The organism is Amycolatopsis sp. NPDC114484, from assembly GCF_055633755.1.
This window is the reverse complement of sequence record NZ_JBVKDQ010000006.1, coordinates 20,672-44,750: the sequence shown is the minus strand read 5'-3', so window position 1 is coordinate 44,750 and position 24,079 is coordinate 20,672. Positions and strand designations below refer to the sequence as shown.

At 68.1% G+C, this 24,079-nt stretch carries 17 protein-coding genes; 13 read left to right on the top strand and 4 right to left on the bottom strand.

Translation table 11 applies throughout. The features are described 5' to 3' along the window. Positions 1–805 precede the first annotated feature (805 nt). From ACZ7SW_RS16975 to ACZ7SW_RS16965, 3 genes are all read left to right on the top strand, one after another. Positions 806–2,413 carry a coagulation factor 5/8 type domain-containing protein gene (locus tag ACZ7SW_RS16975; protein WP_470231667.1) on the top strand — a complete coding sequence of 536 codons (1,608 nt, stop codon included), beginning with the start codon at positions 806–808 and terminating at the stop codon, positions 2,411–2,413. Positions 2,414–2,521: 108 nt separating this feature from the next. After that, a complete protein-coding gene (locus ACZ7SW_RS16970; RefSeq protein WP_470231343.1) occupies positions 2,522–4,174 on the top strand; it encodes an NAD(P)/FAD-dependent oxidoreductase in 1,653 nt (550 codons plus the stop codon). Beyond that, the gene (locus ACZ7SW_RS16965; RefSeq protein ID WP_470231342.1) at positions 4,171–5,598 is read left to right on the top strand and encodes an ATP-binding protein; all 1,428 of its coding nucleotides are present in this window, start codon (positions 4,171–4,173) and stop codon (positions 5,596–5,598) included. Before ACZ7SW_RS16970 ends, ACZ7SW_RS16965 begins: the two co-directional genes overlap by 4 nt. Before the next feature lie 300 nt (positions 5,599–5,898). On the opposite strand, the gene ACZ7SW_RS16960 is transcribed toward ACZ7SW_RS16965, so the two are convergent. Beyond that, on the bottom strand, positions 5,899–6,438 hold the full coding sequence (locus ACZ7SW_RS16960; RefSeq protein ID WP_470231341.1) for a DUF2993 domain-containing protein: 540 nt from the start codon (positions 6,436–6,438) through the stop codon (positions 5,899–5,901). A gap of 989 nt (positions 6,439–7,427) precedes the next feature. Here ACZ7SW_RS16960 and ACZ7SW_RS16955 point away from each other — a divergent pair. From ACZ7SW_RS16955 to ACZ7SW_RS16945, 3 genes are read left to right on the top strand one after another with little or no spacing between them, the layout of a single operon-like run. Further along, positions 7,428–8,051, top strand: a complete 624-nt coding sequence (locus ACZ7SW_RS16955) for a pentapeptide repeat-containing protein (protein WP_470231340.1) — start codon at positions 7,428–7,430, stop codon at positions 8,049–8,051. 49 nt (positions 8,052–8,100) lie between these two features. After that, positions 8,101–8,700, top strand: a complete 600-nt coding sequence (locus ACZ7SW_RS16950) for a sulfite oxidase-like oxidoreductase (protein WP_470231339.1) — start codon at positions 8,101–8,103, stop codon at positions 8,698–8,700. Continuing rightward, the gene (locus ACZ7SW_RS16945; RefSeq protein ID WP_470231338.1) at positions 8,670–9,413 is read left to right on the top strand and encodes a ferredoxin reductase; all 744 of its coding nucleotides are present in this window, start codon (positions 8,670–8,672) and stop codon (positions 9,411–9,413) included. Before ACZ7SW_RS16950 ends, ACZ7SW_RS16945 begins: the two co-directional genes overlap by 31 nt. Before the next feature lie 13 nt (positions 9,414–9,426). Here ACZ7SW_RS16945 and ACZ7SW_RS16940 read toward each other — a convergent pair whose 3' ends face one another. Together ACZ7SW_RS16940 and ACZ7SW_RS16935 are read right to left on the bottom strand one after the other, a co-directional pair. Continuing rightward, the gene (locus ACZ7SW_RS16940; protein ID WP_470231337.1) at positions 9,427–12,108 is read right to left on the bottom strand and encodes a helix-turn-helix transcriptional regulator; all 2,682 of its coding nucleotides are present in this window, start codon (positions 12,106–12,108) and stop codon (positions 9,427–9,429) included. After that, positions 12,105–13,247, bottom strand: coding sequence for an Hsp70 family protein (locus ACZ7SW_RS16935; RefSeq protein ID WP_470231336.1), 1,143 nt, complete (start codon positions 13,245–13,247; stop codon positions 12,105–12,107). Before ACZ7SW_RS16935 ends, ACZ7SW_RS16940 begins: the two co-directional genes overlap by 4 nt. 304 nt (positions 13,248–13,551) lie before the next feature. Between ACZ7SW_RS16935 and ACZ7SW_RS16930 the strand changes: the two genes are divergently transcribed. The 3 genes from ACZ7SW_RS16930 to ACZ7SW_RS16920 all read left to right on the top strand — a co-directional run bounded on the left by ACZ7SW_RS16930 (position 13,552) and on the right by ACZ7SW_RS16920 (position 18,636). After that, a complete protein-coding gene (locus ACZ7SW_RS16930) occupies positions 13,552–14,871 on the top strand; it encodes an IniB N-terminal domain-containing protein (RefSeq protein WP_470231335.1) in 1,320 nt (439 codons plus the stop codon). 97 nt (positions 14,872–14,968) lie between these two features. After that, positions 14,969–16,741, top strand: coding sequence for a dynamin family protein (locus tag ACZ7SW_RS16925; protein WP_470231334.1), 1,773 nt, complete (start codon positions 14,969–14,971; stop codon positions 16,739–16,741). 695 nt (positions 16,742–17,436) lie between these two features. Further along, the gene (locus ACZ7SW_RS16920) at positions 17,437–18,636 is read left to right on the top strand and encodes a GTPase (RefSeq protein ID WP_470231333.1); all 1,200 of its coding nucleotides are present in this window, start codon (positions 17,437–17,439) and stop codon (positions 18,634–18,636) included. Between the two features lie 618 nt (positions 18,637–19,254). Here ACZ7SW_RS16920 and ACZ7SW_RS16915 read toward each other — a convergent pair. After that, positions 19,255–19,641 carry a pyridoxamine 5'-phosphate oxidase family protein gene (locus tag ACZ7SW_RS16915; RefSeq protein WP_470231332.1) on the bottom strand — a complete coding sequence of 129 codons (387 nt, stop codon included), beginning with the start codon at positions 19,639–19,641 and terminating at the stop codon, positions 19,255–19,257. A gap of 99 nt (positions 19,642–19,740) precedes the next feature. Between ACZ7SW_RS16915 and ACZ7SW_RS16910 the strand changes: the two genes are divergently transcribed. The 4 genes from ACZ7SW_RS16910 to ACZ7SW_RS16895 are packed head-to-tail and all read left to right on the top strand — an operon-like array spanning position 19,741 to position 24,052. Then, positions 19,741–20,688, top strand: a complete 948-nt coding sequence (locus ACZ7SW_RS16910; protein ID WP_470231331.1) for an ABC transporter substrate-binding protein — start codon at positions 19,741–19,743, stop codon at positions 20,686–20,688. Then, complete coding sequence (locus tag ACZ7SW_RS16905) at positions 20,675–21,568, top strand: amino acid ABC transporter permease (RefSeq protein ID WP_470231330.1); 894 nt, start codon at positions 20,675–20,677, stop codon at positions 21,566–21,568. The genes ACZ7SW_RS16910 and ACZ7SW_RS16905 overlap by 14 nt, the downstream gene beginning before the upstream one ends. After that, positions 21,561–22,328 (top strand): amino acid ABC transporter ATP-binding protein, encoded by a 768-nt coding sequence (locus tag ACZ7SW_RS16900; RefSeq protein ID WP_470231329.1) that lies wholly within the window; start codon positions 21,561–21,563, stop codon positions 22,326–22,328. Before ACZ7SW_RS16905 ends, ACZ7SW_RS16900 begins: the two co-directional genes overlap by 8 nt. Beyond that, positions 22,325–24,052 (top strand): aminotransferase class V-fold PLP-dependent enzyme, encoded by a 1,728-nt coding sequence (locus tag ACZ7SW_RS16895; RefSeq protein ID WP_470231328.1) that lies wholly within the window; start codon positions 22,325–22,327, stop codon positions 24,050–24,052. The genes ACZ7SW_RS16900 and ACZ7SW_RS16895 overlap by 4 nt, the downstream gene beginning before the upstream one ends. The last annotated feature ends 27 nt before the right edge of the window (positions 24,053–24,079 follow it).

The following is a 24,079-nucleotide window of genomic DNA, read 5'->3' as shown; positions in this document are numbered from 1 at the left end:
TGGTTAAACCCGCATCCTCACCTCCCCCTGCTGGCGTATTAGTGCAGGTCGACTGCCCTTCCTGACTTTTCTTCAGGTTTGCGTTGAGTGCAGGTGTGCCCGCGGTTACATTCCTCCGCAGTCACGACGTCGAGCCGACCTCTGCCCCGCAGCGGACCGTATTCCCGGCCGGGGTCGTCCGACAGTCCGTCTCGGCAAGGAGGTGGCGATGGGCCCCGAATCACGGAGAGTGGCTGCTCTAGTGCCGACACCTCCGAACCCGGCTGGCCACCTTCCCGAGCGGAACAGCGGAGCGCTGCCCTGTCCGCCCCGCTCGGCAACCGCTGAAGTGTGGTCCGGCCCAGTCATGGCGGTGAACACTCAGCGAGCCGCTACTCGATCGCCCGTCAGGTCTGTCCCGCTGGCCCGCTCGTACATCGGCAGCGGAACGAACGCGCACGATTGGCACTTTCACCTCACCCGCGAGGGCGATGTGGAGACGACCACCCGGCGCTCCCCGCTTCCTGTTTCGAAGGACGGGAACGCGCCGGGAACGCGCCGCGCCGCGGTCCCGCCGCGATTGCCGTTTCCCGAGGTTGACCCGCGATGGCCAGCGCATCCCGCCGCGGCGGTTGTCGATCTTGACTCCGGCCGGGACCGTGAACCGCGCCCGGCCGGACCGGCTGTCGACGGCGCGAAGCCTCAGCAGCCCGGCCGTCCTGACGACGCCAACCGGTCGTTCACACTGATCTCCGTGGGTGGCACTACTTCTCCGCCGCCGGGACAAGTGGACCTGGGGCCGAACGTCGTCGTTTTCGATCCGTCGATGCCGAGCGCGAGCATCCAGCGCAAGCTGGACGCGATCTTCGCGGAGCAGGAAAAGAACCAGTTCGGTTGCCAGCGCTATGCAGTGCTGTTCAGGCCGGGCACGTACTCCAACGACGTGAACGTCGGCTTCTACACCCAAATCCTCGGACTGGGCAGCACACCCGACGCCGTGACGATCAACGGTGCGGTGCACGTGGAGGCGGACTGGTTCCCCCCGAACAACGCGACCCAGAACTTCTGGCGCGGCGCGGAAAACCTGTCAGTGAACCCCGTCGGGGGCGCGGATCAATGGGCCGTCTCGCAGGCGAGCCCGTACCGGCGGATGCACGTCCGCGGCGACCTCCGCCTCGACCACGGCGGCGGCTGGTCGAGCGGCGGCTGGATCTCGGACACGAAGATCGACGGACAGGTCCGTTCCGGGTCGCAACAGCAATGGATCTCGCGCGATTCGCAGTTCGGTAGCTGGAGCGGGTCCACTTGGAACATGGTGTTCGTCGGAGTGGACGGCGCACCCGACGGCACCTTCCCGGACCCGCCCTACACGACGGTCGACCAGACCCCGGTCGTACGCGAAAAGCCGTGCCTTGAGATCGATGAGTCCGGGCATTACCGGGTGTTCGTACCGGCTCTGCGGACCAACGCGTCCGGGGTCACCTGGGAACACGACAGCGCGCCAGGTGTTTCGTTGCCGATCGACCAGTTCTTCGTCGCGAAGCCGGGTGCCACCGCGACTGAAATGAACGCGGCCCTGACGGCGGGCCAGCACCTGCTGATCACCCCAGGCGTCTACCACCTTGATCAGCCGCTGCACGTGACCCGCCCGGACACCGTGGTGCTCGGCCTTGGCATCGCGACCTTGGTGCCGGACGGCGGGATCACCGCGATAGACGTCGACGACGTGGACGGAGTGAAGATCGCCGGCCTGCTGATCGACGCCGGAACGACCTCGTCGGCCACGCTCATGCAGGTCGGCGATCCCGGGGCGGACGGAGACCATTCGGCGAACCCGACCTCGCTGCACGACGTGTTCTTCCGCGTCGGCGGTGCTGCCGCGGGCAAAGCGCGCACCAGTCTCGTCGTCAACAGCAGTGACGTGATCGGCGACCACCTGTGGCTCTGGCGAGCCGACCACGGAACTGACGACAGCGACGTCGGTTGGAGCTTCAACACGGCAGACACCGGCCTGGTCGTGAACGGCGACAACGTGACCGTCTACGGGTTGTTCGTCGAGCACTTCCAGAAGACTCAAGTGGTCTGGAACGGAAACGGCGGGCGCACCTACTTCTTCCAGAACGAGATGCCCTACGACGTCCCCGACCAAGCCAGCTGGATGGACGGTGAGACGGAGGGCTACCCCGCCTACCAGGTCGCCCCGGACGTGACCAGCCACGAGGCTTGGGGCCTGGGCAGCTACTGCTTCTTCAGCACGAACCCGTCGGTGGCCTGTTCGCGCGCCTTCGCCGCCCCGGCCGTCCCGGAAGTGCGGTTCCACGACATGGTGACGGTTTCGCTCAACCACCAGGGAACGATCACTCACGTGATCAACGACGCCGGCGCGACCACCCCGGCGGCCACGAAACCGGCGAACTTGGTGCGCTATCCGTAGCCACCACCTGAGCAACCGGTGCCCGCCGCGGTGGCGGCCGTGGCGGGCACCGGTCCCTGGTTCTGTTGCTCGCCACGAGTGCTGGCGGGACACCGTAGGCTGTGCCGTGTGAGCCAGCCGATCCTGATGACCGTCGACGACGACCCCGCCGTTTCGCGGTCGGTGGCGCGCGACCTGCGTCGCCGCTACGGCAAGGACTACCGCGTCATCCGTGCCGACTCGGGTGCCGACGCCCTCGACGCCCTTCGCGAGATCAAGCTGCGCGGCGACGCCGTCGCGGCGATCCTCGCCGACTACCGCATGCCGCACATGGACGGCATCGTCTTCCTGGAGAAGGCGATGGACCTCTTCCCGAACGCCCGGCGCGCGCTCCTGACGGCCTACGCCGACACTGACGCCGCGATCCAGGCGATCAACGTGGTCGACGTCGACCACTACCTGCTCAAGCCCTGGGACCCGCCCGAGGAGAAGCTGTACCCGGTCATCGACTCTCTCGTCGAGACCTGGCTCGCGGTCGGCGACCGTCCGGTGGAGGAGACGAAGCTGATCGGGCACCGATACTCGGCACCGTCGTTCCGGATGCGTGACTTCCTCGCTCGCAACGCCGTGCCTTACCGGTGGTATTCGGTCGACGACGAGGAAGCTGGCCGTCTCCTCCAGGCCGCTGGCGCGTGCGAGACCGACATCCCGGTCGTGGTGACGCCGGACGGCACGGTGCTGAAACAGCCGTCGGGAAGCGAAATCGCCAATGCGGTGGGCCTTTCCACCCAGCCCGCGCAAGACTTTTACGACCTGGTGGTGATCGGCGGCGGTCCGGCCGGACTCGGTGCCGCGGTGTACGGCGCTTCCGAGGGCTTGCGAACCGTGCTGGTCGAGCGCAAGGCCACCGGCGGCCAGGCCGGAACCAGTTCCCGGATCGAGAACTACCTGGGCTTCCCGGACGGTGTGTCCGGCGCACAGCTCACGGATCGAGCCCGCCGCCAGGCGCAGAAGTTTGGTGCCGAAGTGCTCACAGCGCGCGATGTCGTGGGCTTGGAAGCGCGCGGATCGAGCCGTGTCGTGACTTTCGGCGACGGATCCGAGATCGCCGCGCACTCCGTGATCCTTTCCAGCGGCGTCAATTACCGCGCGCTGGAAGCCGAGGGAATCGCGGAGCTGACCGGCCGGGGCGTTTACTACGGCTCCGCCGCGACGGAAGCACCTGAGTGCTCGAACGACCACGTGTACATCGTTGGCGGCGCGAACTCCGCGGGGCAGGCTGCGGTGTTCTTCGCCCAGCACGCCACTGACGTGACATTGCTGGTGCGCGGCGCGTCGCTGGAGTCGTCGATGTCGCACTACCTCATTGAGCAGATCGCCGCCATCGAGAACGTCCACGTCCGCACGCACACCACGGTGGTCAAAGCTCACGGGGACGATCACCTCGAGTCCATCACGGTCTGCAAAGACGGCGTGACCGAGAAACTGGACACCGAACACCTCTTCATCTTCATCGGAGCCGCTCCGCGCACGGAGTGGCTGGGGAAGGGCGTCCTCCGGGACGCCCACGGATTCGTCCGTACCGGACCAGACCTCGTGGAAGAGGGGCGTAGGCCACCGGGATGGACCCTGGACCGCGATCCGCATTACCTGGAGTCGTCAGTGCCCGGCGTGTTCGTGGCCGGAGACGTGCGCTCGCAGTCGGTGAAACGCGTTGCGTCCGCCGTCGGCGAGGGCGCCATGGCCGTGACCCTGGTCCACCGTTACTTGGAGGAACAGTGACTCAGCCCGCCTTGCCGCGCGAGGAACTGCGCGGCCTGTTCTTGTTCGAGCATCTCTCGGACACCCAGCTCGATTGGATCGAGCAGAACGCGGTGCGCGAGGAGTTCAAGGCTGACTCCGTGGTGATCCGCGAGGGCGATCCGGCCACCTGCTTCTACGTCCTGCTCAACGGCGCGCTGCGGATGACCCGCGTGGTGGCCGGTGCCGAGGTCGAGATGAAGCGGTCCGATCAACGCGGTTCCTATTGCGGTGCAACGCAATTCCTGGCGTACCAGGACAGCGAAGCCACCTACGGCGCGACGATCTATGCGGTCAGCGACCTGACCTTCCTCACGCTTCCCGCCGCGGAGTTCGCCGTCGAATTCCGGCAGTGGTTCCCTATGGCGGCGCACCTGCTGGAGGGGATGTACCTCGGCTGGCGCAACACCGACGCTCTGGTGTCGTCGCGGCGCAGGCTCGTCGCGCTCGGCGAGCTGTCCGCCGGGCTCATGCACGAACTCAACAACCCTGCCGCGGCCGCAGTACGGGCGACCGCCGCGCTGCGGGAGCGAGTCGCGGGCATGCGGCACAAGCTGGCGATCCTGGCGAAGAAAGACATCGACCCGGATCTGCTCGAGCTGCTGCTCGACGTGCAGGAACGCTTGGTCAAGCAGGTCGGCGACGCGCCCAAGCTCTCCGCGATGCAGCAGGCCGACCGTGAGGACGAGATCGGCGACTGGCTCGACGACCACGGCATCGACCAGGGCTGGGACCTCGCGAGCATCTTCGTCGCGGCCGGGCTCACCCCGGAGAACCTCGACCACGTTCTCGAATCGGTGGGCGAAGGACTGCTCGACGGTGCGATCCGCTGGCTCGCGTACGCGCTCGAAACCGAGATGTTGATGGGCGAGATCGAAGACTCGACCAGCAGGGTGTCCACGCTCGTGGGCGCGGCGAAGCAGTACTCGCAAATGGATCGCGCACCGCACCAGTTCATCGACGTCCACGAGGGACTCAACTCGACCCTGGTGATGATGTCGGGCAAGCTCGGCGAAGGTATCCGCGTGGTCAAGGAATACGACTGCTCGATCGACCGGGTGCCCGCCTACGCCGCCGAACTGAACCAGGTGTGGACCAACATCATCGACAACGCTGTGGGTGCCATGGGCGGCGAGGGAACCCTGACCCTGCGCACCTGGCAGGTCGGCAAGCAGGTGCGCGTCGAGATCGGCGACACCGGACCGGGAATCCCGGAAGAGGTGCGCCAGCGCATCTTCGAGCCGTTCTTCACCACCAAAGGCGTGGGCGAAGGCACCGGCCTCGGGCTGGACATCTCGTGGCGGATCGTCGTGGAACGGCATTCGGGCGACATCAAAGTGACGTCGGAACCGGGCGACACCCGGTTCGAGGTCTGCCTTCCGGTGGAGGAACAAGCGTCGCTCTGAACGCGTGCTTGCCTGCGGATACCCGGCATGGGACCGGGGTCTTCGGCTTCTTCGGAGCAGTTCTGCGGTGACTGTCATCGGTGGCATCCCCTCGGAGCGAATTGACGGCTCGATTCCGAGGTTAGCCGACCGCACCGACAGGATTTCCGGCTGATTTCGCGTTTCCCTTGTGCGCCAACGGTTTTCGATCTATCCCCGATCGAGTGATGATTACGAACGGATGTTCGAGCACTCTGGATCACGGCAGTGCTTCATCCATTGCTCGGGCCCAGACGGGGCCCGGTGGGTGCCGCTGCCGGTTCAGGGGAGGGACCGTGATCCGAATCCGGGAAGTGTCAGTGTCATTGCCGCTGTCGTCAGCCAGGTCAGCATGTCCGGCAACGGAATCCGGGCGAGCCGTCCGGGCCATTCGTCGGCTGCGATCGTCAGCACGAGCTCGTCTTCGTCCGGACGGATTCCGGTCAGCCGCAACCCTTTCGGCAGATCCGGGAGCGGAAGCACGATCGGCCGGATCCGCTTCGGCGGACGCCTCGCCCACCGTCCGAGGTGGAGCGCGGCCGGGGTCAGCACTATTGCTTCGTCTTCGATGTCTGCGACGAGGGTCAAATGCCCCCAGCGCGGATGCTTTCGCCAGCGCACCCGGAACCCTTCCGGATGCGGCGTCGCGATCAGATCGGGACGTGCCGCGGCAACCCGATCCCGCACCACAGCCCCGCTCACTTCTATCTCGAGTTCGACAGATCCGGGAATCACCGCTGGGGAAGGCAATCCTCGAAGCCGTACGTCCTTGGCGAGCACGGTTACGCGGCGCAGCGGAATGCGTTCGACGTCTGACTGCACAGGCGTGTCGGCAGTTGGCCGACTCGCCGAGTCGGCTTCGCGGCTGGTGGACGGCCGCCCGGAGTTCCGCCGAGAATTCGGTTGTTCGGATTCGCGCGGTTCCGCGTTTGATGCGTCAGGTGCCGAGGTGGGTTTCCGCGCTGCGGCACCTGGTGTGGCTCCCGTGCTTCGGCGATCACGGTGCGCCTGAACAGAATCCGATGATGCCGTGTTCTCTCGTGGGCCGGATGGGCGCGCGGCAGTTCGGTCGTCGCCGAGGTGCTCGGCGCGACCAGACGCAAGACCAGCCGTGTCCGGTGAGCCGTCCGTGTTCCTCGGCTCGTCGACGGGAGGTCGCGTGCCCTTCTCAGCAGGCGCACCGAATGCACCCGAAGTGGTCGGGGCCTTCGTTCCGCCACGCGCGTTCGACGCTGCTGCGGCCGCTCCGTATCGAGGTGAGCCAGCAGTGCCGGCAGGGCTGCCAGCGCCGTGCTCAACGGGGGCCTCCGAACTGCTCGGAACGGGCCAGTCGACGTCTTCCGCGACAATGCGGACGTCTCCCACCCGGCCGGTGGCCAGGCGAAGCGAGTCCGCCGGGTAATCGAGTTCGGTGAGGGTCAGGCCGACTTCGTGCCCTTGCACGGTTGTCGTAAGGCGACGGCCCACCAGTTGCTCGGTGAAAGTTCGGGCGAGCGCGGCGGGAGTCGCGGGCACCGCAGGCAGCAGTGCCCGGCCCGCGGCGGCCAGGCCCGACAGTTCGGGCCAAGGCACCCAGGCATCGAACCATCGGCCTTCGCTCATCCGGCCATCGTATGGCTGTCCCGTGGCGACCGCTCCTCGCTGTGGCATGAGCCGCGTAACGGAGCGGAAAGGGTTGACCACGCAACAGTCGACACGGCACGCGCAGCGGCCCTGGCCATCCTGGCCACCACCAGCCGGAATCCTGGGGGCGAGACGCTTGACGTCGCGTCCAGCACCCGGTCGGCAGGCGAGCGAACTAGGCTTGGCGAATGTCTGAACACGACCCGGAGCCGCCCGGCATCGAGACGGTCGAAGACCGCGTCTACCGGCGGGAAGACTGGTACGCGGAGGAGTTCACGACGCGGCGGTTCGTGCGCTGTGAGTTCCACCAGGTCGATCTCACCGAGGCCGTCACGCGCGGTGTCACCTTCCTGGACTGTGTGTTCGGGAACGTCCAGTTCAACGCTTCGCGGCACACCGACTCGGCGTTCACCGGATGCGTGTTCAAGGGATGCAATCTCTTCGACGCCGAGTTCACCGGATGCAAGCTGGTCGGCAGCCGATTCCAGGACTGCGACCTGCGACCGTTGCGCGTAACGGGCGGTGACTGGTCTTTCGTCGGATTGAACGGTGCCGACCTGCGTGGAGTCACGTTCCAGGGTGTCCGGATGCGCGAAGCGGACCTCGCCAAGGCGAAATGCTCGGGTGCCGTGTTCACCGACGTGGATCTGTCTGGGGCGGAACTGCAGGACATCGACGTCACGCGTGCTGAGCTGCGAGGGAGCGATCTATCGTCGCTTGACCTGACTCGTGCGTCGCTGACTGGCGCGATCGTGTCCCCGGAGCAGGCAGCGGTTCTTGTCACGTCGCTCGGGTTGAAGGTCCGCGGGTAGTCTCGCGTTCAGAGGGCCGAACTGTCGGGTATGTCTGGAAGGGAGCGCGATGGGAGTCGTCACCCCAGGCTTCACCGGACGCGCCCGTGGCGGCGACCCGCGACTGCCGCCTGGGCAGTATCTCGCCGAAGACTTCCCGGTTCTCTCGGCCGGGCCCACCCCTCGGGTGAGTACCGAGCGGTGGGAGTTCGCGGTGGTAACCGAAAGCGGCGAACGCCGCTCGTGGTCGTGGCCGGAACTGATGGCGTTGCCAAGCGAGAAGATCACCGTCGACATCCACTGCGTCACTCAATGGTCCAAACTGGACACTCGCTGGCGTGGCGTCCCGGTCGACGCGCTCGTTGGGGACCTCGATACGGCCGCTGATTACGTCATGGCGCATTCCTACGGCGGCTACACCACAAACCTTCCGCTCGCGGACCTCCTCAGCGGGCAGGCATGGATCGCCTACGAGTACGGCGGCAAGCCGCTCACCCCGGAACACGGCGGCCCCGCCCGGCTGCTGGTGCCGCACCTCTATTTCTGGAAGTCCGCGAAATGGGTACGCGAGCTGCGACTCGCTACGAAGGACGATCCGGGCTTCTGGGAAACAGCTGGCTACCACGACTACGGAGATCCATGGCGGGAACAGCGGTATCAGGGCGACTAGCGTGGCGCGTCGCCCGGCTCGCGGAGATCCGGCAGGAGACACCGACCGCGCGCACCCTGGTCTTCGACATCCCGGGCTGGCCGGGCCATCTAGCGGGACAGCACGTCGACGTTCGTCTCACCGCAGCTGACGGTTACACCGCGCAACGCAGCTACTCGCTCGCCGCACCGGCGAACGGAGACCGAATCGAACTGACAGTGCAGCGGATAGCCGACGGCGAAGTGTCCGAGCACCTCACCGGCCCATACGCGATCGGAGACCCGGTCGAGATCCGTGGCCCGATCGGGGGCTGGTTCGTATGGCGTCCCACCGATGCGGCACCGGTGCTGCTTGTCGCCGGTGGCGCAGGCATTGTCCCGCTGATGTCGATGATCCGGGCTCGTCGCGAAGCCGGCAGCAAGGCACTGTTCCGACTGGTCTATTCGCTGCGCGCCCCGGCGGAGCTGTACTACGCCGAGGAACTTCGCCGACCATACGCAGGCTTGGACATCACTTACGTCTACACGCGAGAGCTTCCGGAAGGCCAGTCCGGCATTCCGCGGCGCATCGACGTCGCGACGTTGAACACCGCCGCATGGCCGGCTGAATTCGATGCCACCACGTACATTTGCGGGCCGACCGGGTTCGTCGAAACTGCTGCGGACATCATGCTTGCCCTGGGTCATTCGCCGCAGTTGATCCGGACCGAGCGTTTCGGCCCCAGCCGAGACTGAGTCCGGCCACGAGTCAATGCACGGTCGGCTTGGCGAGCAGTTCGCGCAGGGTCGCGAGCAGTTCGCGACGGTCTGCGGCACCGAGTTTGCCTCGGATGCGGGCCATGTGGTGTTCGACAGTCTTGCCGGAGATGAAGAGTTTGCTGCCAGCTTGTTTGTAGGTCAGGCCGTCGACTACCAGGCGGGCGACCTCCAGTTCTCGTTCGCTCAGCGCGCTCAAGCCTGTCGCAGCGCCCGGTGCCGGGGTGGAGGATTCAAGACGTCCGGTCGTGCCTTGGAACTGCCGAGCTGCTTCGAGGAGCTGGACCATCGCCTTGCGGTCCGAGGTGCGGATCGCGGCTTGGCCGGCCAAGCGGGCAGCGTCCCAGCACAAGTCCAGCTCGTGAAGTTCCGCGGCTGCTGCGGAGATTTCTCCCGGATCGAACGTGCCGCTGAGCACGGAAAGCCAGCACCCGGCGGCGCGGGCGAGCGCGGCTGGGTAGCGGCCGCACTCCGCGAAGCGATTCAGCGCTGCCAGTTGGCGTTCGGCAGTGGCGCGGTCTTCCGTGGTGATCGCGGCGTGCAGTTCGTGCCAGCACAGCGAGACCGTCCACAAAGGAGGATTGCCGAGACGGTCCAGCATGGCGTGAGCGCGCTCTAGCCGTCGGGACAGCTTGGCGTGCGCACCGGTTCGAGCTGCTGCGATTGCCAATTCGCCCAACGGCAGCAGCGTGAACAAGTCCACTTGCTGACGCATGGACGCCTGATACGCCCGCTCCCACGACTGTTGCAACCCGACCAGATCGCTCGCTCGCCGGGCGAGGCCGAGTTCCAGGGTTGCGAAGAACAGTTCGTCGCGGGCCTCAAGTTTGGTGCCAGCAACAGCGTCTCGGTGTTCAGTCGCAGCGGCGAGATGGCCGCCGGTCATGGCGACCCAACCAAGCAGCAGCCGATGCCGGGTGGCAAGCAGGTCGCCGCCGACGCTGCTGGCGAGTGCTCGTTCCAGCACCGATTCTGCGAGCGCCAGTTCACCAGCATGCAGACCGGCGAGTGCGGCGAGCGCGGCCGGACTGTCCGGAAGTGGCGCGCCGCCGACCGCCGGTTCGAGCATTGCTGCGGCACCTACGAGTGTCGGCAATGCCTCTGTCCCGCAACCGAACACCGATTCCACGATCCCGTTCGCTGTTCGCGCTGCGGCACCGGTGAACAACGTCGGCGCGACGCCCGGCATCGGGACGGTGGCGACAGCTTGGCCGTCGGTGGTCTGACCGGTTCCGACGAGGGCGATCGTGGCGAACGCATCGACCGCGCCAGGGCCCACCCAGCGATAGCTCTCGCCACTTTGTTGGGGCGACGTCGGGAGAGGGGCATTCCCGTTGGAAAGGTAAGTGCTCGGTGCCGCGGAAGCGGGATCGATGGCGGCTCCGGCAGCGTTCGCGCTGGGGACCGTGGAGGCTTGAAAGTGCGTCGAGCTGGCTGGCGTGGGGTTTGCGGGTTGCCGGCCCGTTGTTGTGGTGTTGGAGTTTTCGTTGCCTGGTGGGGTGAAGTTTGCGCCGTTGCTACCGGCGTCGGGTGCTTGGGTGGCCGCGTGTTGACGCGACCAGTTGTCCGTGGCTGCAGCCCAGCGGTACAGCTCTGCGGTACGGGCCAGTTCGCCGCGGTGGGCCAGGACCGTCGCGGCGATCTCGGCACCGGCTGCCCGCGCTTCGGGGTCTTCGCCGGACAACATGCCGTCGCCTAGGCGGAGGGCGGTGTCCAGGTCACCGGACAGCGCGGCGGCGCGGGCCCAGCCAGTGGTAGTCGCGGCGTCACGGGCACCGGCTTCGGCTGCGGCTTCGAAGAGGCGTGCGGCGTGCTTCGGGTCCGTGGGGAGTGCTTCGCTTGCTGCGGTTGCGAACGCGGCTGCTGCGGAGGCACCGGAGCTGCCGGCGTCGAGGAGCGAGGTCGCGAGGTCAAGTACGGGTAGGCCGCGAGTCAGCTGTGCTTCCACGAGTTGTTGCAACACCGCTAGGCGTCGGGCTGTCGGTCCGTAAGCGCGTACTGCTTCGGCGGCGGCAGGCAGGAGAGTGTCTTCAGCGTCGAGGAGACCGGTAGCGCGGGCTCCGTCGACGACTTCGGGCAATTCGTCTGGTGTGCGCTCCAGCAAGGAACAGAGCAGGTCGAGGTTGCGGGCCGCGCCGGCTTCGGCGGCGATGAGGTAGCGGAGAACGTCGTCGTCTAGCGCGGCGAGTTCGGCGCGGAAGTCGGCGAGACGGGCGGTTACAACGCGTTCGACGAGGCGGGGGACGCCGCCGGTGCTTGCGTGCAGTGCGGAGGCGTCCGCACTGCGGCCGGTGAGTTGTTTCGCGAGCTTGCCGACTTCGTCGACGGTCAGCGGCGGCAGCATCAGCGTTTCGCCGAGCGCCCGCAGTGCTTGTGCGCGAGGGTTCGGGCGGTGTGCCACCACGAGCGGTCCTTCTTTGGCGGTGGCGAGCATGGTGAGCCTGGTCAGGTCTTCGTCGTCGAGCTGGTCGGCGTCGTCGACGACGGTGGCCTCGACGCCTGCCTCGCGGTAGCTGCGGTCGAGGGCACCCAGCAAGGCAGTCTTGCCGTAACCGCCCGGGGCCACGACCACGAGCCGGACTGGGGCCGCGGGGGTGTCGGCGAGTTGTTCAAGGAGGCGGCGGGCTGCGGGGTGGACGGCGTCGTTGCCGGTTTTCGCCAGCAGTGCGTTCAACAGTGACCTTCACCGGAGGGAGTTGTGGCTGGGTGGGCGCACGAACTCAGGACAGGGGGACGGGGAGAAGCGGGTTCCTTGTCCGCGGTCGCTTCGTGTGACGTGAGGACCGCGATCAGGATCGAGGAGCTGATCGCCAGCACCGCCGCGGCGGCGGCGAGTGGTCGCCAGCGACGCATCAGTTTGGCAGCGCCCTCGGGCTCCGGCAGCGTGAACGGAGCGATTTCCACCGGCGGCCGCTCGGGTCTCTCGGGAAGTTCGGGTTCTCGGTCTACTCGCGGCAGCAAGGTGGTTTCGGGGGCGGGGGCCTCCCGTCGCGCGAGGGGCCTCGTCCGTTGGCTGGCGAGGATCCCGGCGCCGATGGCGGCCGTATCCGCAGGCTGAGGGCCGGTGAAAAACGGGCAGGGCAGGCGTCCAGGGCGGGCGCCCTGACCGGGCTCGCCGCAGAACACGATGCCGGCCAGCGACTCTGGGGTGACGTTGGCCGCCTGCGCGAGACCGAACGCGGTCGTGATCGCGGAACCCGGGGCGACGCCTTCGGTGCTGGTCCGGGCGATCCATCCGCTGGCTCCCGAAGCGGTCGCCAAAGTAACGGTGACGCCGTCCGCGCCGAACTCGCACACCGCGGCCGTCCGGTCGCCCGCGCCGGGCTCCGGGAGGTGGGCGTAGAGCGCGGCGATCGCACTGGGAACGAGGGTGACCGCGTTGAAACCGGACTCCGTAAGCGACTGGCGCAGAAGGTCGCGTCGGTAACCGCCCCAGTCACCGGGGTGGGTGACGACGAGCTGGCGCGGCGGCCCGCCGGTCTGGCCGGCCGCTACGTCGGCGATGCCTTCGACGAAGACTGTCGTCAGGGATTCCGGGGTGAAGGGTTCGCTGCCGATGAATACCGGCACGTCGTCGCCGACGCGGCGGTGGAAGCCGGTGATCAGCCGGGACGGCACGGCGGCACCGGCTTGCGTGGCCGCGTCGCCGGTGAGCAGGTAACCCTCGTCGTCGAGGAAGAGTGCGGTCGCGGTCGCCGGGGAGGTCTCGCCCAGCCACAACGGCTCGGGATCGTCCCACCGGTCACCTTGCCTGCGGCGGAGCGCGGCGTGGGTCCGGGCAGCGCCGAGGTCGATGCCGAGCACATAGGGCACCGCCGCTTCCTCCCTTCGTCGCAGTCAGGGTTCGGCCAAGGGGCGTAACTCACTGAACGGATACGCATCCTCACCCGTTCGGGTCAGACGAGCAAGAGTGGGGTGGGATTTAACCCAACCGGGTTCCGCGTGTCCGATCCCCTAACTCCCTAACGATCTCATATCGACCCCCTAACGGCTGAGCGAGGCGCGACTGGGTGTAAACCCCGATGTGAGCGGGGGTGCCCCGTCCCTACCTTGGGCGCCACGCCCGGCCGGGGAGGGCCGGGCATTCCCCGTAATCACGACAAGTGGAGATCCCCCAATGGATTCGGTGCAGACTCTGCACGACTTCACGCTCACCTTGCTCCAGGACCCGTCCGCGCTCGCCGCTTTCGGCCAGGACCCGCAGGCCGCGCTGGCCGCTGCCGGGCTGGGCGACATCAGCGCCGCCGACGTGAACGAGGTCGCGCCGCTGGTGCTCGACTACGTCCCGGTGGACCACCTGGCCTCTCTCGGCCACCTGCCCCAGGCGGGCGACCTGACCACTGCGCTCGGCGAGGGCCCGCAGGGCGCGATCGAGCAGCTGCAGGCGCTCACCGCTTCGCTCGGCGGCGCGGCGGCGTCCGCGGGTGCGCCTGAGCTGCCGGGTCTCGGCGAGCTGCCGGCGGTGCCGGGTGTGGGTGAGCTGCCCGGTCTCGGCGAGCTGCCGGGCGCGGGTGCGCTGCCGGCCGTCGGCGACCTGCCTGGTCTCGGCGAACTGCCCGTCGTCAGCGACGTGGCTGGCGGTGCTTCGGCGCTGCCCGCGGCCGGTGAGCTGCCGGGCCTTGGCGACCTGCCCGCGGTGCCGGGTCTGGGCGAGGTCCCGGGTGTTGGCCAGCTGCCTGGTCTCGGTGAACTGCCGGGTGCCGGTGCTCTTCCGGGCGTCGGCGCGCTGCCTGGTGTCGGCGACGTCGCCAGCGCTGTTCCGGCGCTGCCGGTGGCTGGCGAGCTGCCGTCGGTTCCGGCTGTGCCGGGCATCCCGGCCGCTCCGGCCCTGCCCGCGGTGCCGGGTCTCGGCGACGTGCAGAACGCTGCCGCGTCGGTCACCGCGCTGGTGCAGAACCCGACCAGTGCACTCGCCCTGGGCAACGACCTGGCCAGCGGGCTGGACTCCAGCGCCGTCGCGCAGGCGAGCGGGCAGGCGGCCGCCGCGGCCGACGGTGCCGTCTCGCAGGTGCAGCACGTCGGCGGCGAGCTTGCCGCGGCTTCGCCGGTCAACGTCAGCGACCTGCCGGTCGCGAACTCCGGCGCGCAGATCGCCGACCACGCGACCGAGGCTGGCGGCGGGGTTGCCGGGCACGTCAGCGACGCGGTCGGGACTGTCACCGATAACGTCGGCAGCCTGAGCAACACGCTCAGCGCCGATGGCCTGAACCACGCTGTGAACGGTGTGACCCAGCAGGCGCACTCGCTCATCTCGCACGGCGACGCCGAGCGTTCCGACGCCGCGACCGAGACGCACACCGGGACCGACGCTGGCGTCGGCATGGTGCACGACACCGTCTCGACGGTCTCCGACCTCGGGCACCAGGGCCTCGGCCTTGACCTGCACGCCGGTGCGGAGACCTCGCACGGCGGCGGCGAGCTGCACATTTCCCTCTGAGCAAGGGTAATTCGGGAGTGGCTCCGCGGTCTGGGTGCGACCGCGGAGCCACCACCCGGTTCGGATACTCCCCGTACACAGGGGACACTGGTTCGCCGTGACGGCTCCAGCTTGGCTCGAAGTGCTCGCCGAGACCTCGGACGCCTGCCGGAAGCACGGCCGCGAAGACCTGGCCCAGCGCCTTCGACGGCGTCAGGACCGGCCGCCGGGAGGCACGCGCGTCGCGGTGCTCGGCTTCCCCAAACAAGGCAAGGGCTACCTGGTCAACGCGGTGCTGAACGCGCCGGTCTGCCCGGTCGGCGACGCGGCGACGCCCGCGGTCCCGATCGAAGTCGGGTACGCGGCCGAACCCGGCGCGACGCTTGTCGGACGCGCTGACGAACGCATCCCGGTCGAGATCGAGAAGCTGACCGGCGAGGTCGGTGCGCGGCCGGCCGGGTCGCTGCGGCGGGTCGAGGTCGGGGTCCCGCGCGATTTGCTGTCCGCGGGACTCGTGCTCATCGACACCCCGGCGATCGGCGACCCGAGGTCGCCTCGCACGGCTGCCGCTCTCGACGTTCTCGCGGACGCCGACGCGGTCATCCTCGTTTCCGACGCTGCCGCTCCGCTGGATCAGGCCGAGCTGGCGTTGGCGCATCACATCCGGACGTGGTGTCCGCACGTGGTCATCGCGCTGACCAAGATCGATGTCAGCGCCGGATGGCGCACGGTCGCCGAACAGAACCGGACCGCGTTGTCCTCGGCGGGGATCGACTCGCCGGTGCTGCCGGTGTCCGCGACGGTTCGTTTCGCCGCGGCCAAGGGCGGCGATCAAGATCTCAACGTGCGGTCCGGATTTCCGGAGCTGCTTTCCTGGATCGCGACGCAGGTTTCGCGGCCGGCTGAGAGCACGGCCGCGTTGCTTGCCGCGGTGAGCGTGCGCGCGGCGGCAGCGGAACTGGTCGAGACATTGCGCGCGCGGGCCGAAGCGGCGGGGCAGGAAGCAGGCGTCGACCAGACGACGCTGCTGCAACGCTCCCAACGTCGCGCCGACGAGCTGCGCCGGCGCAACAGCCGCTGGCAGAACCTGCTGTCGGACGAGATCGCCGACCTGCAGTCCGACGCGGAGTACGACCTGCGCGAACGCACCCGGAAGATCGTCGAGACGATCGACGAGACCTTCGACCGCGGGGACCCGGTGAAGGTGTGGGACGAGTTCGGGCCGTGGCTCGACAGCACGCTCGCGGAAGCGGTCGAGACGACCTATACGTTCGCGGCCGAACGCGCGGAGTGGATCGCCCAGGCGGTGGCGGTGAGCTTCGGCGCGCAGTACGACCTGCCGGAACTGGCTTTGAACGACTCCGGCGCCGACCGGATCGCCGAGGTCCGGCAGCCGCGGATCGAGCGGTTCAAGATCGGGCAGAAGGCGTTCACCGGCTTGCGCGGTTCGTACGGCGGCGTGCTGATGTTCGGCCTGGTGACCGGGTTGGCGGGGTTGCCGTTGATCAACCCGGTGTCGATCGGCGCGGGCGTCGCGTTCGCGGCGAAGACGATCAGCGACGAGGGCGGCATGCGGCTGCAACGTCGGCAGGCGGTGGCCAAGATGACCGCGCAACGGCATGTCGATGACGTGTTCCTGCGGTTCAGCAAGGAATGCCGCGACGCGATCCGCCATGTGCAGCGACGGTTGCGGGACCACTTCACCGAACTCGCGGACAGTCTTGCCGACGAGCTGACGCGGGAACGCGAGATGATCATCGCCGGGTCGGCTGAGCGGGAGCGCCGCAGCGCGTCGCTGCGGCGGGAGATCGACCGGCTCGCGGGGTTGCACAAGCGGGCTGGGGAGTTGGGGATGCTGGCTAATCGGGTGCCTAAGGAACTGCCTGCGTGACCTGGGCTGACTGAGCGCGGTGTGTTCGGGTAGTGCTGGCGGGGCTTGGGGATGCTGACCACTCGGGCATCGGAAGAGTTGCCCGCTTGACCTCGGCTGACTGAGTTCCGGTAGCGCTGGCGGTTCGCGAGTTGGCGAGCGAGATGCTGGCTGATCAGGTGTCGAGGAGTGCCTGCGCGACTTCTCGGGGATGGTTGGGCACGGCGTGCTTGGCGGTACTAGCGGCGCGCTGGGGCTCGCGCGCCGAACAGGCCCCGAGGAGCTGCCTGCGTGACCTCGGCCTGGGAGGGCTGGACGCGGCGTGTTTTGGTCATGCTGGTGGTTTCTCCGGGATTGGTCGAGCTGAGCCTTCGGCGGGATTCAGTGCTGGGCGAATGATGTGCGGCTGCCGAGCGCTGGGGCGGGGGTTGCTGAGCGGCTTTCCGCATCGTGGGAGTGAGTTGGTATTCGGTGTGCTGAGGCGTTTGCTGCGGGGCCGAACGGCTTCGATCGCGAGAGTCGAGTCGGGGATGCGGCTGCGTGGTGGTTCGGCCGCGGGGAATGTGGCGTTCTTGGCGGTTGAGGGTGTTTCGGGAGTTGTCGGCCGGATTGGTGGTGGCCGGATTCGGCGGTCGGTGAGCGGGGCGCTGCCGGGTAGTCGAGGATGTGCGGGACTGTTTCGGGTGGCGTGAGTCGAGTGAGGAGTGGTGTCGCGCGTGGTCGAGGACGTTCGGGCGCTTCTGGCGGATGCTTGTGCGTACTACCGCGACAGTCCGCGGGCTTCGGCGTTGCTGGGGGAGGCGCTTGATCATCTCGATGAGCCGCTTCGGGTGAGCATCGGCGGAACGGCGGGGACGGGGAAGTCCACGTTGGCTGCGGCGTTGGGCGATTGGCCGACGCGGGCGTTGCGGGATCTGGAATTTCTCGATGCGCCGCATCCGTCGACGCTTACTGACGCGTCCGTACAGCTGCTGCGCCATCTTGAGCCCGAGCAGTTGGCGACGTTGCGTCCGACGGCACCTTCAGCGTTCGCGCGGCAGACGGCCGTCGACACGATCCTTGTGCTTGCGCGCGCGGACGAGACGGGCGCGGGGCGGATTGACGCACTGCTTACCGCGAAGCAGATTGCGCGGCGCGCGTGGCGCGAAGATCCGCTGTGCAGCGGATTCCAAGGCGTGATCGCGGTGGCGGCGCAGCTTGCGTACGGGGCGCGCGCGTTCACTGATGACGAGTTTGAGCTTCTCGCGGCCTTCGCTGCTGTGCCGCGTGAGGAGCTGGAGCGGTACCTGCTGTCGGTGGATTCGTTTACTGATCCGGCGTTTCCAGGACCGGTGTCCGTCGAGACGCGACGGTCGTTGGTGGTGCGTTTCGGGCTGTTCGGGGTGAAGCTTGCGCTGACGTTGATCCGGACGGGCTGTGACGACCGGGTGAAGCTGTCGACGGAACTGGTGCGGCGTAGTGGTCTTGGCGAGCTTCGCGACACTATTGCGGGGTGTTTCGCCGCGCGTGCGGACGCGTTGCGTGCGCGGACGGCGTTGATTCGGCTGGAGACCGTGTTGAACGCGGAGCCTCGGCCGCACAGCGATCGGCTTGCGGCGCGGGTTGAGCGGTTTTCGGCTGGTGCGCATGACTTTCGCGAGTTGCGGCTGATCGCGGACATTCGCGGCGGGCGTACCGCGCTGGCGGGGGAGTCGGCGGAAGAAGCTGTGCGGTTGCTGGGTGCGGAGGGGACGGAGCCGGAGGAGCGGTTGGGGATCGCGGCGGGTACGGATCCGCGCGAGATGTATGAAGCCGGTCTTGACGCGGTGATGCGGTGGCGGCATGAGGCCGAGCGGCCGGACCGGGCGCTGGCGGAGCGGGCTGCGGCGCAGGTTGTGGTGCGTAGCGCGGAAGGGTTGCTGGCGCAGTTCGTTTGACCGGGGGAGTGGACCGGGACTGTTGAGAACCGGTAGGCCAGCCGCGCGGGACAGCCGCCTGGGGCAGCCGCCTGGGACAGTCGGCCGGGGCGGTTGACAGGGGTTGTTGGTGGGGCAACTGACCGGATGGTTGGTCAAGACCGCTGGTGGGCGGACCGACCACGGCTGGCGACCAGGGCGGTCGGTCGGGACGGCTGATCGAGACGGTTGGTGGCGACGGCTGACCACGGCTGGCGACCAGGTGGCTGGCCGGGGACGGCTCGTGGGATGACTGACCGGGGCTAGTGATTTAGGGCGGTCGGCCGGGGCGGTTGTCTGGGAGAACGGGCAGGGCGACCGCTCAGGGCGATCGACCAGGGCAGTTGACCGGGGCAGTTGACCGGGGCGATCTCGCAGGGCGATTGGCCGGGGTGACTGATCAAGGTGGTTGGCCAGGGGCGATTGGCCAGGGCGGCCGACCAGGGTGATCTGACAGGGCGACTGATCAAGGCGGTTGGCCAGGGCGGTTGACCGGAGCGATCAGGCAGGGCGACTGCCCAGGACGACTGATCAGGACGACTGCCCAGGGCAGTAGGCCAGAGCGATCCGGCAGGGCGGTCAGCCAGGGGAGGCGGAGCGTCAGGCGTTGCCCAGCACCCGTCCGATGGTGAGTTGCAAGACGACTCGCTGCGGGTTCTCGCGCGGCTGCCGGTATCGCTGGGCGTAGCGCTCCTCGGCGTCGCGGACCGAGGCAGCATCGTCGAGGAGGCGGATTCGGCCTTCCAATGTGGACCAGGTTCGGCCCTCGAACTGGCACACCGCGGCGGCCAGTCCGGTGTCGCCCGCGGCGCGGATGAGGCGGGCTTTGTACGACGTCCCGGAGGCGATCACGCGGGCGAGGCCTTGTTCGAAGTCGACCGTCACGCCCACCGCCACTACGTGCGGCGTTCCGTTCGGGCGCACCGTCGTGAGCGACGCGAGCCGCCGTTCGGTCCAGAACTGGCGGAAGCCCTCGTCGAGTGTCATGTCCGCACGCTAGACGAGACAGAATTTCAACTGCTTGTTGACCTCTTTAACAACCAGTTGTAGCGTCCTGCGGAACCAACGACGTCCTGGAGGTTCCGCATGTCGTCGCTTCGTTCCCGTGCCTGGCAGGCCGCTCTGCTGGGCGGCCTGCTCGCGTTCACTGCCGCCTGTGGAGGAGGTCCTGACGGGGCCGGCGGCGGGCAACAGCAGAAGCAGAGCGCTATTCCGGACAACACCGCTCTACTTGGCGCGATCAAGGCTGACCCGCAGCTCGCCGGAGCGTTGCCGCCGGCTGTGGCGCAGGCTAAGACGTTGCGGCTGGCGTCCAATATCCAGTCGGCACCGAACAATTTCTACGCGGCGGACGGCAAGACGCCGATCGGCTACGAAGTCGATCTGGCGAAGGCGGTCGGGGCGAAGCTCGGGGTGACCGTCGCGTACCAGGATCTCGCGTTCGGTTCGCTGATCACGAGCCTGCAGTCCGGCCGTGTCGATCTCACCATGGCGGCGATGAACGACACCAAGGAACGCCAGCGGCAGATCGACTTCGTGGACTACTTCTCGTCCGGCATCACGATCATGATCCGCAAGGGCAACCCCGACGGCATCACCGGGCCGGACACGTTGTGCGGCAAGAACGTGGCAGTCGTACAGGGCACCAGTCACCAGAAGTTCGCCACCGCGCAGAGCGCGAAGTGCACGCAGGCGGGCAAGCCGGCCATCACGGTGACCGCGACCGACAGCGACAACCAGAACCAGAATCAGCTGCGCACCGGTCGCGTCGCGGCGATTCTCAACGACCTGCCGAGCGCGGTCTACATCTCGCGCACCGCGGGCGACGGCAAGTTCTTCGAGGTCGTACCTGGCCAGCCGATCGAGGGCGGGCCGTACGGGATGGGGTTCGCCAAGAGCAACACCAAGCTGCGCGACGCGGTCAAGCAGGCGTTGCAGTCGCTCGTCGCCGACGGGACGTACGGCAAGATCCTGCAGTCCTGGGGCGTCGAGCAGGGCGCGATCAAGGAGGCGGCCGTCAATGGCGGAAGCTGAACCGCTGCCGATCGTCCGGCTGCGGCATTGGGGGCGCTGGGTCAGCGCGGCGGTGATCGTCGCGCTGCTGGTGCTGCTGGGTTTCGCGCTCGCGCAGGCGCAGATCGAGTGGGGTTCGGTACCCGACTTCGTCTTCTACCGCGTGATGGCGCTCGGGCTGCTCAACACCGTCGTGCTGGCGGTGATCGCGCAGGCGATCGCGATCGTGCTCGGCATCCTGATCGCGTTGCTGCGGCTCAGCGCCAACCCGGTCGCGAAGTGGTTCGCGGCGGCCTACATCTGGCTGTTCCGCGGGCTTCCGGTGCTGTTGCAGATCCTGATCTGGTACAACCTGGCGCTGATCTTCCCGACCGTCTCGATCCCGCTGCCCTTCGGCGGCTATCTCGTCCACGAGCCGACGAACGTGCTGATCAGCGCGTTCACCGCGGCGCTGCTCGGACTGGCGCTGAACGAGAGCGCGTACATGGCGGAGATCGTCCGCGCGGGGCTGACCAGCGTGGACACCGGGCAGACCGAGGCGGCGAAATCGATCGGCATGACGCCGGGCGCGACGCTGCGCCGGGTCGTGCTGCCGCAGGCCATGCGGGTGATCATCCCGCCGACCGGCAACGACTTCATCAACATGCTCAAGGGCACGTCGATGGCGTCGGTGATCGGCGTGACCGAGCTGATCCACGCGGCCAACAACATCTCGTCCAACAACCTGCTGGTGATGGAGACGCTGATCGCGGCGGCGATCTGGTACATGGTCGTGGTGACGGTGGCCGGCATCGGCCAGCACTACCTTGAACGATCGTTCGGGGCGGCTGACCGGAGTCCGGTGGCGCGGGCCGGGAAGGCGCTCAAGGGGATGCCGTTGGTGAGGGGTGCGCGTGTCTGAACCGCTGCTGAAAGCTGTCGGGGTCCGCAAGAACTACGGGCACACCGAGGTGCTCAAGGGCATCGACCTGGAGGTCCGCAAAGGACAAGTGGTGTGCTTGCTCGGGCCTTCCGGCGCGGGGAAGAGCACGTTCCTGCGCTGCCTCAACCATCTCGAGACGATCGACGGCGGACAGGTCTGGGTGGACGGCGAGCCGATCGGGTTCAAACTGCGCGGCGGCAAGCTGTACGAACTGCGGGAGAAGGACGTCGCACGGCAGCGCCGGGACATCGGGATGGTCTTCCAGCGGTTCAACCTGTTCGGGCACCGGACGGCGCTGGAGAACGTGGTCGAGGGACCGGTGCGGGTGCTTGGCGCCGATCCGGCGCGGGCGCGGAAAGAGGCGCTGGACCTGCTCGACCGGGTCGGGCTCGCGGACCGAGCGGGCGCTTACCCAGGGCAACTGTCCGGCGGGCAGCAACAGCGCGTCGCGATCGCGCGGTCGCTGGCGATGAAGCCGAAGCTCATGTTGTTCGACGAGCCGACGTCCGCCCTGGACCCGGAGTTGGTCGGGGAGGTGCTCGCGGTGATGGGTACGTTGGCTCGGGAGGGGATGACGATGGTGGTCGTGACGCACGAGATGGCCTTCGCCGCGGAGGCCGCCGACGAGGTCGTCTTCCTCGCCGACGGCGCGGTGGTCGAAACCGGGCCGCCGGAGCGCGTGCTGAAGGCACCGGAACACGAGCGGACGCGGCAGTTCCTCGCGCGGGTCCTCTCGTGACCCGGATCCCGCCTCGATACCTGCTCCAGTTCGACGAGCCCGCCGGCTACCTGGACTTCGCGCGGTTCGGACCGCCGTCGCACGCCGTGCTCGACACCACCGCGCGGCTGCTGGAAGCGACGACCAAGGCCGGTCCGTCCACTGTGGACGAGCTGATGCGGCAGGAGATCCGGGCGAAAGCCGCGGCCGCGCGGCTCTGCGGCAGCGACACCGACCACACCGTGCTGCTCCCGCACACCAGCCTCGGCCTGTTCCAGGCAGCGTTCAACAGCCACGGCGAAGTACTCGTGTCGGCCGCGGAGTTCCCGGCCAACACCTATCCGTGGGCACGCGCCGAGCAGGCCGGAAGGGTGCGGATGCGGCGGCTGGAAGGCGGTTATGTCACCGCCGACCGTCTCGCGGAAGCGCTCACGCCGGAAACCGCCGTCGTTTCGGTGAGCGCCGTCGACTTCCGCACTGGCTACCGGGCCGATCTCGCCGCGTTGCGCGAGGTCGTGGGCGATCGGCTGCTGGTGGTCGACGGGATCCAGGGCTTCGGGGTCGTCGACGCGCCGTGGGAGGTCGCCGACGTGCTCGTGGTCGGCGGGCAGAAATGGCTGCGGGCGGGCTGGGGAACCGGGTTCGCGGTGCTGTCCGACCGGGCGCTGGCGCGGATGGACCCGATCCTGTCCGGCTGGACCGGCGCGCGCGACCCCGGCCTGTTCGACAACGAGATCCACCCGGCCGACCCGACCGCGGCGAGCTGGTCGATCTCGAACCTCAGCCCGGTCACGTCCGGCGCGTTCGCGGCGGCGTTAGAACTGGTGGAGGAAACCGGCGTCGCGGCGATCGCCAGCCGGATCGACGAACGCGTCGGCGAGCTGGAGGACGTGCTGCGCTCGTTCGGCGCGGAGATCGTGTCAGCGACTGAACGGCGGGCCGGGATCCTCGCGTTCTCGTTGCCGGATAAGCCCGCGGAGCAGGTCGGAGCGGCGTTGACGGCGGCGGGGATCGCGGCGACGGTCCGTCCGGAACACGTCCGGTTTTCGCCGCACGCGTCGACTCCGCCGGCGGCCGCCGATCTGGTGCGGGACGCGCTGAAAACGCTGATCCGGCCTCGCCGGGTCGTGCCGGTCGCGTCGGCTTCGGGCACGGCGACGCATGAGCTGCTGACCGCGTTGATCCCGGCGGTGGACGGGCTGGCGGCGATGCTCGGGCCGGGCAACGAGGTGCTGCTGCACGACCTGTCGCGGCTGCCGGATTCGATCGTCGCGATCGCGGGCGGGCTCACCGGCCGCTCGGTCGGCGGGCCGATGACGGATCTGCTGCTCGGGCTCGTCCGTCGCGGTACGACGCAGGACCTGACCAACTACCGCACGCACAGTCCGGACGGGCGCGAGATCCGGTCGTCCACGTTGTTCTTGCGGGACGCCGAGGGCACGGCGATCGGTTGCCTGTGCGTGAACAGCGAACTGCCCGCGGCGGCGCAGACGTCGGAGGAACGGCGGGAGGAGACGTTCCTGCCGGACGTCGACAGCCTGCAGCGATTCCTCGTCGGGCGGGCGATCGGGAAGTCCGGGATCCCGGTGGAGCTGATGAAGAAACGGCACAAATCGGCGGTGGTCCGGGAATTGGACGAGGCCGGGTACTTCCTGATCAAGGACGCGGTGGACCATCTGGCCGGGCAGCTCGAGGTGACCCGGTACACGATTTACAACTACCTCAACGAGATTCGGGCCGGATAGCCGATCTGCCCGGGCTTGGTGCTGTCA

Excerpts from the sequence above, each read along its gene's own strand:
- ACZ7SW_RS16975 (WP_470231667.1), top strand. The coding sequence starts at position 806 with ATGCCGAGCGCGAGCATCCAGCGCAAGCTGGACGCGATCTTCGCGGAG.
- ACZ7SW_RS16930 (WP_470231335.1), top strand. The coding sequence starts at position 13,552 with ATGGATTCGGTGCAGACTCTGCACGACTTCACGCTCACCTTGCTCCAG.
- ACZ7SW_RS16910 (WP_470231331.1), top strand. The coding sequence starts at position 19,741 with ATGTCGTCGCTTCGTTCCCGTGCCTGGCAGGCCGCTCTGCTGGGCGGC.
- ACZ7SW_RS16945 (WP_470231338.1), top strand. The coding sequence starts at position 8,670 with ATGGCGGGAACAGCGGTATCAGGGCGACTAGCGTGGCGCGTCGCCCGG.
- ACZ7SW_RS16905 (WP_470231330.1), top strand. The coding sequence starts at position 20,675 with ATGGCGGAAGCTGAACCGCTGCCGATCGTCCGGCTGCGGCATTGGGGG.
- ACZ7SW_RS16915 (WP_470231332.1), bottom strand. The coding sequence starts at position 19,641 with ATGACACTCGACGAGGGCTTCCGCCAGTTCTGGACCGAACGGCGGCTC.
- ACZ7SW_RS16955 (WP_470231340.1), top strand. The coding sequence starts at position 7,428 with ATGTCTGAACACGACCCGGAGCCGCCCGGCATCGAGACGGTCGAAGAC.
- ACZ7SW_RS16950 (WP_470231339.1), top strand. The coding sequence starts at position 8,101 with ATGGGAGTCGTCACCCCAGGCTTCACCGGACGCGCCCGTGGCGGCGAC.